This window comes from Catenulispora pinistramenti (assembly GCF_018274385.1).
Lineage (GTDB): Bacteria > Actinomycetota > Actinomycetes > Streptomycetales > Catenulisporaceae > Catenulispora > Catenulispora pinistramenti.
The window spans coordinates 1-10547 of the sequence record NZ_JAAFYZ010000302.1 but is presented as its reverse complement, the minus strand read 5'-3'; the positions used below and the strand labels follow the sequence as shown (position 1 = coordinate 10547).

Annotated in this window: 11 protein-coding genes; 5 read left to right on the top strand and 6 right to left on the bottom strand. The window is 69.1% G+C overall.

The genetic code is table 11. The features are described from left to right. Positions 1-1120 precede the first annotated feature (1120 nt). Positions 1121-1999, bottom strand: coding sequence for an oxidoreductase (locus KGQ19_RS44570; protein WP_212020998.1), 879 nt, complete (start codon positions 1997-1999; stop codon positions 1121-1123). Between the two features lie 167 nt (positions 2000-2166). Next, positions 2167-2544 carry a winged helix-turn-helix transcriptional regulator gene (locus KGQ19_RS44565; protein WP_212020995.1) on the bottom strand — a complete coding sequence of 126 codons (378 nt, stop codon included), beginning with the start codon at positions 2542-2544 and terminating at the stop codon, positions 2167-2169. 160 nt (positions 2545-2704) lie between these two features. On the opposite strand from KGQ19_RS44565, the gene KGQ19_RS44560 reads away from it, so the two are divergent. Next, positions 2705-3430: an alpha/beta hydrolase gene (locus KGQ19_RS44560; protein ID WP_212020994.1), complete on the top strand. Its 726-nt coding sequence runs from the start codon at positions 2705-2707 to the stop codon at positions 3428-3430. A gap of 36 nt (positions 3431-3466) precedes the next feature. Here the strand turns inward: KGQ19_RS44560 and KGQ19_RS44555 are convergent, their stop codons facing one another. The 4 genes from KGQ19_RS44555 to metX are packed head-to-tail and all read right to left on the bottom strand — an operon-like array spanning position 3467 to position 6743. Continuing rightward, on the bottom strand, positions 3467-3649 hold the full coding sequence (locus KGQ19_RS44555) for a hypothetical protein (RefSeq protein WP_212020993.1): 183 nt from the start codon (positions 3647-3649) through the stop codon (positions 3467-3469). A gap of 33 nt (positions 3650-3682) precedes the next feature. After that, complete coding sequence (locus KGQ19_RS44550) at positions 3683-4165, bottom strand: CoA-binding protein (RefSeq protein WP_212020991.1); 483 nt, start codon at positions 4163-4165, stop codon at positions 3683-3685. Beyond that, complete coding sequence (locus tag KGQ19_RS44545; protein ID WP_230420406.1) at positions 4162-5517, bottom strand: O-acetylhomoserine aminocarboxypropyltransferase/cysteine synthase family protein; 1356 nt, start codon at positions 5515-5517, stop codon at positions 4162-4164. The genes KGQ19_RS44550 and KGQ19_RS44545 overlap by 4 nt, the downstream gene beginning before the upstream one ends. Beyond that, on the bottom strand, positions 5514-6743 hold the full coding sequence (gene metX / locus KGQ19_RS44540) for a homoserine O-acetyltransferase MetX (RefSeq protein WP_212020989.1): 1230 nt from the start codon (positions 6741-6743) through the stop codon (positions 5514-5516). Before metX ends, KGQ19_RS44545 begins: the two co-directional genes overlap by 4 nt. A 98-nt stretch (positions 6744-6841) precedes the next feature. Here metX and KGQ19_RS44535 point away from each other — a divergent pair, with 98 nt between their 5' ends. The 4 genes from KGQ19_RS44535 to KGQ19_RS44520 all read left to right on the top strand — a co-directional run. Then, positions 6842-7390, top strand: a complete 549-nt coding sequence (locus KGQ19_RS44535; RefSeq protein ID WP_212020987.1) for an OsmC family protein — start codon at positions 6842-6844, stop codon at positions 7388-7390. Then, positions 7368-8657 carry an NAD(P)-binding domain-containing protein gene (locus KGQ19_RS44530; protein ID WP_230420405.1) on the top strand — a complete coding sequence of 430 codons (1290 nt, stop codon included), beginning with the start codon at positions 7368-7370 and terminating at the stop codon, positions 8655-8657. Before KGQ19_RS44535 ends, KGQ19_RS44530 begins: the two co-directional genes overlap by 23 nt. A 41-nt stretch (positions 8658-8698) precedes the next feature. After that, positions 8699-9118 carry a cupin domain-containing protein gene (locus KGQ19_RS44525; protein WP_212020986.1) on the top strand — a complete coding sequence of 140 codons (420 nt, stop codon included), beginning with the start codon at positions 8699-8701 and terminating at the stop codon, positions 9116-9118. A 132-nt stretch (positions 9119-9250) separates the two neighbouring features. After that, a partial coding sequence (locus KGQ19_RS44520; RefSeq protein ID WP_212020985.1) for an AAA family ATPase occupies positions 9251-10547 on the top strand: 1297 nt, incomplete at its 3' end.

Genomic DNA, 10547 nt, shown 5'->3' with positions numbered 1-10547 from the left:
CCGCGAAGTCCACAAGGCCCTCACCAGCACAAACACCCCGCACCCGGCAACAAAACCCCAGGTCGCCACCACCCCTTGACAGACATAGGAGCATCCGAGGGGAACGAACCGAAAACCAGCCGGAGAAGTGCAAAACGGGGGGTGCGGGTACCGGCGGCCCGGCGAGTCCGGCCACCGGTCTGGGCACTGGCAGCGCGGCAGTCTCGGGGGGTGCGCATTCTGGGCTGGCGGGTGCGGACCGCCCCGACTACCAAGACAGATACCGGCGGCTACCGGATTGACCTCGCCGCCACAGCCGATGCTGCGGACAGCAAGGCCAGCCGGGGATATCAGTCGCGGTTGGTTGTTGTGGCACAGCCGCACCGCACCCGGGCATGTTCTCGACCAACTGACCACCGGCCCGCCGCCGCGTCCTCACCGGCAGCCGCATCGCTGACCTGTGTTGTCGGTCCCTTCGATTGCTATTCTTCCGGCTGGTTTTCGGTTCGTTCCCCTCGGTCGCGTCGGCAGGGCTTCGCCTACAGTGCCGGTGGCCGGGGGTCAAGTTCGCGCTGAACAAAACCGCAGCTCACACGCCCAACCGCAAGTGCGCGGACTTGACCCCCGGACACCGGTGCTGTACCCATCGGGCTGACGACGCGGCCGTGGGGAACGGACCGCACCACCTCACAAACCGCAGCCGCTGAGACTCACCCGGCCACCCGAGGGAACCGCGCTAGTTTCCCTGAGGTTGCCGAGGCCCGCCGGAGGCCCGGCTCTTCATCACAGTTTTTGACCTTGCTCTTGATCTGGCCTGTGCTCTTGATCTGGCCTGTGCCCTTGCTCTGACTTGCCGGAGTTGAAGAGGCCTGAGGTGGGGCGGGGTTGTGAACGCGCGAACCGGCAGCCGACAAACACACCCGCCGACCCGAACCCCGAACCGGCACAACCATGACCGAAGGCCGTAAAAAGCTTTGAAACCCGCAACCCAGTCGCAACTCGCCCCGCAAACTCCTCCCCCCAAAAAGAAGAAGATCCGAACCCGAACACCCCAAACTGGCCCTCAACCAGATCGGCACTCCGCGCCAAATCATCATGAAGGCAAACGTCGTCTGACGCGGCACCGGGTCGGTACGGCGAATCAGCGCACTGCCGCAGCCTTGCCGAGCGTGGCGCGCGCCGCGTCGTCGAGCTCGACACTTGCGGCACCGAGGTTCTCCATCAGGTGCGCCTGGGAGCGTGTGCCCGGAATCAGCAGCACGTTCGGCGCCAGATCGAGCAGCCAGGCCAGTGCCACCTGCGCCGGCTTCACGCCGAGGCGTGCGGCCACCGCCGAGACTGCCGGAGCGGACAGGCCGCGCCGCCCGCCGAGGGGGAAGAAGGGCACGAACGCGATGTGCCGCTGCTTGCACAATGCGAGCACGTCGGCAGAGCCCTGATCCGCCAGGTTGAACAGGTTCTGGACGCAGACGATGTGGGTCTGTGCCGTGGCGCGCGTCAGATGCGCCGCCGAGATGTTGCTCAGCCCGACGCCGTCGATCAGCCCCTCGTCCCTGGCCTTGATCAGCGCCGCCAACTGCGCGTCGAAACGGCGGCCGGGGGCGGCGCTGTCCATCAGCCGCAGGTTGACTGCGGCCAGCCGGTCCACGCCGAGCGCGGTCAGGTTCTCCTCGATGCTCTGCCGCAGCTGGTTCGGCTCGTCGAACAGCAGCACCGCGCCGTGCCGGTCGCGCCGGGCCCCGACCTTGGTGACGATCGCCAGATCGGCCGGATACGGATACAGCGCCTCGCGAATCAGTTCGTTGACGACGCCGGGCCCGTAGAACTGGGCCGTGTCGATGTGGTTCACTCCGGCCGCGACCGCCGCGCGCAGGACGTCCAGCGCCGCCTTGCGCTGACTGGATCCGCCTAACACCTTGTCCCCGGACAGCTGCATGGCGCCGTAGCCGACCCGTCGGACCAGCCAGATTCCCAACGTCTGAACGCCGGCCCGGTCGATGCTGTACGCGGATCCCGCCATACTGTCGTGCCTCCTGGCAGTGGGATGAGTCGCTTCCGATCCGGGACCGTCGTACGGCTGGCGGACCGGTGGCTGCAATACATGTTCGCTCTATGACTACGGGTGTGCGTGGGTCCGCGCAAACGCCGTGCTCAAGGTCGCACTCAAGGTCGCACTCAAAGCCGCGCTCAAGGTCGTGTGTCGTACTCGGCCCGGGCGGCGTCGATGAGCTCCAGATGCGCCAGGCTCCACTGCAACAGCGGTGCGGTGGCCTCCCTGAGGGTCCGGCCCATCGGCGTCAGCTCATAAGTGACATGCGGCGGCATGACCGCCTCGACGGTCCGGGTCAGGATCCCGTCGCGTTCCAGGGTGCGCAGCGTGACGGTCAGCATCCGCTGGCTGATCCCGTCGATGCTCCGCTTGAGTTCGGTGAAGCGCAGCGGTCCGGTGCTGAGGTTGCGGACGACGAGCAGCGACCACTTGTCCCCGACGATGCCGAGCACCACGCGGGACCGGCACGCGTCCGTCGGTAGGGGAACCTCTGCGTCGGCTTGGGACGCGGCCATGGTTACCTCCTGAGAACCGGGGCACCTAAATGTGCCTTATTGCCATGCCCGCTCCATGCGCGCGACCATGATTCCAGTTCCTAAACAGAACCGAGGAACCAATCGTAACCGCTATGCGCGCACGGCCGATAGAGCCGTGCCCGGTGAACAGGAGCACCCCATGTCCACATTTCTGCTCGTCCACGGAGGCTGGCACCAAGGAGCCGCCTGGCAGCGGGTGGTCCCGCTCCTGGAAGCGGCCGGGCACCGGGTGTTCGCGCCCTCGCTGACCGGCTTCGGCGACAAGGCCCACCTGCTCGGCCCCGAGATCGGGCTGGACACCCATGCCGACGACGTCGCCGGCCTGATCCGCGAGCACGGCCTCACCGACGTCATCCTGGTCGGCCACAGCTATGCGGGCCTGGTCATCTCCTCCGCCGCCAACCAGGTCCCGGACCGGATCGGGCACCTGGTGTACCTCGACGCGATGGTGCCACGGGACGGGGAGAACGCGATCGACGTCCTGCCGGTGACCGCCACCCTCGTCGAGGGCGCGCTGCGATCGGAGAGCGGCTGGCGCGTGCCTCCGATGCCGGAGCGGCCGGAGCCCTTCGGGCTGTTCGGCGTCACCGACCCGGCGGACCAGGCCTGGCTTCGCACACTGCTCTCGGACCAGCCGGTGCGGACCCTGCAAGAACGGGTCCGCCTGGACAACCCGGCCGTGGACGCGATCCCGCGCACCCACATCCACTGCGTCGGTGCGGTGCCCGAGGGCATCAAGCGGCGCCCGGTGCCGCCGGTGCAGCAGAACGGTTCACCGGCGCAGGTGTGGGATCTGCCGACCGGCCACGACTGCATGGTCACCATGCCGGTGGAACTCAGTGAGCTGCTTCTCAAGCTCGCTTAGCGATGCGGCGGCGCACGCTCGGTATCGCGGAGCGCCTTATCGCGGGGCGACCAGCGCTCGCAGGTGCTGACGAGCCTCGTCCGCATACGCCGTCTTCCACCCCGAGGCGATCGCGTTCGGCAGGGTATTGAAAGCCCCGATCAACGCCACCAGGCGTACTCGCTCGTCCCAGCGGGCCGGGCGGGGATCGGCGCCGTGGTAAACCGCGTCGAAGTTCACCGCTCGACCCTCCTTCGATCCGGTTCGATCCGGTCACTGCAATCCGGTGCGGACGGCCGTGATGCGCTGGGTGTTGAACCCGAGCCAGTGCATGCGTCCGGCGTACCGGGCGTGCTCGATCTTGATGCAGCGGTCCGCCACCACGCTCAGACCGCCGTCCTGCGCGATCTGAATCCCCTCGGGGCTGATCACCCCGAACTGGCACCACAACGTGGACGCGCCGATCTCCACCGCCTCCCGCGCGATGTCCGGGACGGCGTCGGGCGCGCGGAACACGTTCACCACGTCGACCGGCTCCGGGACGTCCCGCAGGCTCGGATAGCTGGTCTGGCCGAGGACCTCGGTCTCGCGCGGGTTCACCGGGACCACGCGGTAGCCGTGCCGCTGGAGGTAGTAGCCGACGAAGTAGCTGGCCCGCAGCTGGTTGCCCGACAGGCCGACCACGGCGATCGTGTGCGCGGTGTTGAGTACGCGCTGGATCGTCAACGAGTCCTGATACCGCGCGAGGTCGGTCATGTCACAGCCCCTTCCTTATCGACCTTATCGACGTTCCCGATCGCCGCGCCGATGCCGGCGAAGGCCCGCTCCAGGTCCCAGAGCAGATCCTCGACCGACTCCAGACCGACCGACAGCCGCACCGTTCCGGGTCCGACGCCGGCCGCGCGCAGCTCGTCGTCGGAGAGCTGGCGGTGCGTGGTGCTCGCGGGGTGGATGATCAGGCTCTTGGCGTCGCCGACGTTCGCCAGGTGCGACCACAGCGTGACGCCGCCGATCAGTCCCTGCCCGCCGGCGCGGCCGCCCGCGCAGTCGAAGGAGAACACCGCGCCGGCGCCGCGCGGCAGGTACTTCTCGACGAGCGGTTGGTACTTGCTGCCCGGCAGGCCGGGATAGGTGACGTTCGAAGCCAGCTCGTGGCCGTCGAGGAACGCCGCGACGGTCAGCGCGTTGGCCACGTGTCGGTCCATACGTAAAGACAGCGTCTCGATCCCTTGCAGGAAAAGGAAAGCGTTGAACGGCGACAGTGCGGCGCCCAGGTCCCGCAGCGTCTCGGCGCGCAGCTTCATCAGGTAGCCGTACGCGCCGAACGTCTCGTGGAACTTCAGGCCGTGGTAGGCCGGGGAGGGTTCGGCGACCACGGGGAAGCGGCCGTTGGACCAGTCGAACGTGCCGGCCTCGACCACCACGCCGCCGATGCTGGTGCCGTGGCCGCCGAGGAACTTGGTCGCCGAGTGCACCACGACGTCAGCGCCCCACTCGATCGGGCGGCACAGGTAGGGCGTGGCGAACGTGTTGTCCACGATCAGCGGCAGGCCGTGGCCGTGCGCGATGGCGGCCAGGGCCTCGATGTCCAGCACGTTGCCCGCCGGGTTGCCGATCGTCTCCCCGAAGAACGCCTTGGTGTTCGGCCGGACCGCCGCCGCCCAGACTTCGGGGTCGTCCGGATCGGCCCAGGTCAGCTCGACGTTCATCTTGCGGAACAGGTGCTTGAACTGGTTGACGGTGCCGCCGTAGAGGGCCGAGGAGGACACGACGTGGTCGCCGGGCTCCAGCAGCGTGAACAGCGCCGCCGCCTGAGCCGCGATCCCGCTGGCGAACGCCACCGCGCCGGCGCCGCCCTCCAGGTTCGCGACCCGTTCTTCGAACGCTGCGACGGTCGGGTTCATGATGCGTGAGTAGGTGTTGCCGTACTCCTGCAGGTTGAAGTACGCCGCCGCCGACTCGGGGTCTTCGAACACGTAGCTGGCGGTCTGGAAGATCGGGACCGCGCGCGCTCCGGTGTTCGGGTCGGGCCGCTGCCCGGCGTGCAGTTGCCGGGTGTCGAAGCCGAACTCGCGGGGCTGCTCGGTGCGGAAGGCGTCGCCGCTCATGGACTCCTCTTCGTCTCCTCGGTGCCGTCGGCCAGGAATCGGCGGACGATCGGGATCTGGCGGGCCTCCTCCAGCAGAAAGCTGTCGTGGCCGTAGGGCGCCTCGATCTGGTGGTACTCGACCGGCTTCCCGAGGGCGCCGAGCGCGTCGGCGATCTCCTGGGACGCGGACGGCGGATACAGCCAGTCCGAGCTGAACGCGATCAGCAGGGTGCGGGCCGAGACCGGCTTGAGGGCGCGCTCCAGTGAGCCCTCTCCGTGCTGCCGGGCCAGATCGAAGTAGGTCAGGGCGCGGGACAGATAGAGATAGGTGTTCGCGTCGAACCGTTTGACGAACGAGTCGGCCTGATGGCGCAGGTAGCTCTCGACCGCGAACTCCGGCTCGGTCAGCGTGTGGCGGATGTCGTCGCCAGCCTGTAGTCGGCGGCCGAACTTGGTCTCCAGCGCGGGGGCCGAGAGGTAGGTGACGTGGCCGACCATGCGCGCCAGGCCCATTCCGGCCTCCGGCGCCCGGCCGGTGCCGGGATAGCGGCCGCCCTGCCAGGCCGGATCGGCCATGATGGCCTCGCGGGCGATCGCGTTCCAGGCCATGCCCTGCGGATGCAGGGCGTGCGTTGAGGCGATGGCTATGACGGCCTGCACCTGCTCGGGGAACAGGATCGCCCACTCCAGGGCCTGCATGCCGCCGAGTGAGCCGCCGGCCACGGCCGCGAGCCGGCTGATGCCGAGGGCTTCCAGGAATGCGCGCTGGGTCCGGACCAGGTCAGCGACGGTGAGCACCGGGAAGTCCGGTCCGTAGGGCCGACCGGTGTCAGGGTTCGTCGACGACGGTCCGGTGCTGCCGCGGCAGCCGCCGAGCAGGTTGGTGGAGACGACGAAGTAGCGGTCGGTGTCGAAGGCCTTGCCCGGGCCGATCATCCCGTCCCACCAACCCAGCGTCGCACCGGATCCGCCGTCGCGCTCCTCGGCGGCGAAGCCGTCTCGGGTTCCGGACTCGGCCGGTCCGGCCGCTGAGACGCCGGCGGCGTGCGCGTCGCCGCTGAGGGCGTGGCAGACCAGGATCACGTTGTCGCGCTCGGGCGCGAGCGTGCCGTAGGTCTCGTACGCGATCCGCACCTGGCGCAGCTCACGGCCGCATTCCAGAGAAACCGGCTCGGGAAGATCGAGGTGCCGCGTCCGGACGACGCCGACCGATTCGGCCGGCGGAGCAGGTGCGGACTGGGACATGAGGGCTATGTTACGCGACCTCCTCGCGCTATTGTCGAGTATCCAGGTGGGGATTGAAGACTCACCAAGACATCAGGCGGAGAAAGGGCGGCTCGGGCATGACCACGGTCACCAATGGAGTCAACGTGCAGGCGCTGCTCGATGCGCGGGAGGTGCTCAAGGGTGCGCCGGAGGCCGCGCAGTTCACCTGGCGCGCCTCCTCTACGTGGCGGGACGGCGTGCACAGCACCACCACGGTCCAGGACTTCTTCGGCCTGGGCGAGGAGCGCAGCCACAAGACCGAGTCGGTGTTCGAAGCCGACCACCCCGAGGTCTTCGCCGCCGAGGACAACGGCATCACACCGATCGAGTACCTGCTGGTCGGGCTGGCCAGCTGCCTGACCGCCGGGGTGGCCTCGGTCGCCCAGAACCGGGGCATCCAGCTGCGTTCGGTGCAGGCCGCGGTCGAGGGCCGGCACGACATCCGCGGCATCCTCGGCGCCGACAGCGACGTGCGCAACGGCTTCAACGACATCAAGGTGACCTTCACCATCGACGCCGACGCCTCGCCGCAGGAGATCGAGGCGCTGGTGGCGCAGTCTCAGAAACGCTCGGCGGTGTTCGACGCGCTCACCAACCCGACCGATGTCACCGTCGAAGTCGCCTGAGGACCGCGCCATCGAGCACACCGACGCGCTGGTGGTCGGCGCCGGTCACGCCGGCCTGGCCGTCAGCCGCTTCCTCGGCGGCGCCGGGATCGACCATCTCGTCCTCGAGCGCGGCGAGGTGGGCAACTCCTGGCGCCGTGAGCGCTGGGACTCCCTGCGCCTGCTCACCCCGAACTGGCTGACCCGGCTTCCGGACCACCCGTATCAGGGCCCGGATCCCGATGGCTACCTGACCGCGCGCGAGGTCGCCGACTTCATCGGCGGTTTCGCCGCGGCCTCCCGGGCCCCGGTCCGCACCGGCACGGAGGTCACTTCGGTGCGGGCCGTCGCGGACGGGCGCGGGCGCGACGGGTACCTGGTGCGGACCGACCAGGGCGAGATCCGGGCCCGGAGCGTGGTGATCGCCAGCGGGGCGTGCAACGTCCCGGTGGTGCCGGGCTTCAAGGACGCGCTGCCCGACTCCGTCAGGCAGCTGACACCCTTCGACTACACCGGCCCCGCCGCGCTGCCGGAGGGCGGTGTGCTCGTCGTCGGCGGGTCGGCGACCGGGGTGCAGCTGGCTGCCGAGTTGCGGCGGTCGGGGCGGCCGGTCGTGCTCTCTACAGGGGAGCACGTCCGGCTGCCCAGGACGTACCGCGGCCGGGACGTGCTGTGGTGGATGCAGTCCTCGGGCGTGTGGGACCAGCGGCACGACGAGGTCGATGATCTGGAACGGGCCCGTGCGCTTCCCTCGCCGCAACTCGTCGGGACTCCCGAGCGCTCGACGCTGGATCTCAATGCCCTGATCGAACTCGGGGTCGAGCCGGTGGGCCGCTGGGCGGCGGTCCGCGACGGCCGGGCACTGTTCTCCGGTGGGTTGCGGAACGTGTGTTCGCTGGCGGATCTCAAGATGGAGCGGTTGCTCGACACGTTCGATGAGTGGGCCCGGAAGTATGCGGACGACGACCTGACCGACGAACCGCAACGCTTCGCGCCGACCCGTGTGCCCGCTTCGGCGCGGCTCCAGCTCGACCTGCGCGGCGGGGAGATACAGACGGTCGTGTGGGCCACCGGGTTCCGCCCCGATTACCGCTGGCTCGACGTCCCGGTGCTCGACGCCAAGGGCCGGCTGCGGCACGTCGGCGGCGTCGTGAGCGACAGCCCCGGCCTCTACGCGGTCGGACTGCCGGTACTCCGGCGGCGCAAGTCCACGTTCATCCACGGCGCCGAGGACGACGCGCGGGAAGTAGTCGAGCACCTGGCGGGGTACCTGGCCGGTCGGCACTGACGCCCTACCCTTGCTTTATCGAGAGGGAAAGGAGCCACATCGTGACCGACCAATGGCACGCGCCGCTGCGCCACATCAAGGCCGCCGACCTGTCCGGGGACACCCGGCAGACCTCCGGGATGACTCGGCTGGAGGCGGTGTCCGGGAAGACGGTCGGGGCCGAGAAGGTGTGGATGGGCCAGACCCACGTCGCACCGGCCACGAACTCGGGGGACCACCACCACGGCGAGGCCGAGACCGCCATCTACGTGGTGTCGGGCAACCCGGTGTTCGTGTTCGCCGAGGGCGAGGAGGAGGTCAGGATCGAGACCGGGCCGGGGGACTACGTTTTCGTGCCGCCGTATGCGCCGCACCGTGAGGAGAATCCCGGTACCGAGGAAGCGGTGGTGGTGATCGCGCGCAGCAGCCAGGAGGGGATCGTGGTCAACCTGCCGAGCCTGTGGGCTGAGGTAAAGCGCTGATGTACGGACATCGCGACTCCGAATAGCTTGGCGTGATCGGCCCGCAAACCGTTCGCAATGGCGGGTTTTCTCCGGGCCGCCACGGCCTTTATTTCCGGGCGATCATTCCATCCCCGCTGAAATACTCCAGGCGTGGAACGTCGAAATGACGTCGGGACGGCTTCCACGGTTCACGGCCGTACAGCCGAGTTGCACGTCATCGGGCAGCTCGTCACCAGCGCGGCCAGCGGCCTGCGTGCCGTCCTCGTCACCGGAGAACCAGGAATCGGAAAGTCGACGCTGCTCGAAGCCGGCGTCGCCCTCGCTCACCAACATCACCTCCTCACCCTGACCGCGCGCGGCACCCCTGCCGACGGCCAGCGCTCGTTCGGCGGCCTCGCCGAGCTGCTGCGGCCGTTGGGGGCGGGTGTCCTCGACGGGCTGCCGGAACCGCAACGTGTGGCGCTGGACGTCGCCCTCGGCCCGGCGGGTGCGGAACCGTCCATGGGACCGACCTCGCCGGTCGGCCCGCGCGAGATAGCCGCCGGGCTGCTCGCCATCCTGCGCCGTCTGGGTCCGGCGCTTATTGTTATCGACGACTTGTCCTGGCTCGATCTCGCGACCCTCGATGCCCTGCGCTTCGCTCTGCGCCGCATCGGCGAGGGGCGATTGCGGGTCCTGGCCTCACGCCGGACGGCCGGCGTGATCGAGGACCCGCTCCCGCGTCCGGCCGCCGACGATGTTCTGCCCGCCGGCACGTACGAAACGCTGGCGTTGGGACCGGCCGACCCGGCCACGATCCAGGACCTGCTTGTGGAGCGGCATCAGCTGCAGCTGGCGCCGCCGATCCTCGCGAACGTGATCGAGCAGGCCGGTGGAAATCCGTTCTGGGCATTAGAGATCGGTGCCGCGCTGGCCCAGGCGCCCGGACTCGATGGCGAGCTGCAAACGCTCCCGATCCCGCCGACGCTGTCCGCTCTGGTCGCGACCCGCCTGGCGAAGCTGCCGTCGGAGGTGGTGCAGGCGTTGCTCGTGGTCGCGGCGTTGCCGCAACCTTCGCCTGCCCTTGCTGTTCGCGCGCTACAGACCCAGGTCGCGCACCCTGAGGCCGCGGTGGACGATGCCGTCGCTTCCGGGGCGGTTACCGCCGAGGGAAGCCAGCTGCGTCCGGCCCATCCGCTGCTTGGTTCCGTCGCGCTGAACAGCCTCACTGCCGAGCAGCGTCGAAGCCTGTATCAGAGACTTGCTACGACGGTGACCGATCCGGAGCAACGCGCCCGGCATCTGGTCCGGGCCACCGAGCCCGGCCCTGATGCCGCCACCGCCGCGGCGATCGACGCCGGGGTCGCCGTGGCCGAGGCGCGCGGGGCGCTTGCCGCGGCGGCGGAACTCGCCGAGCTGGCTGTGGGCTTCACCGCTTGCGCGGACCTTGGCTCGGTCGGGGTCGGGG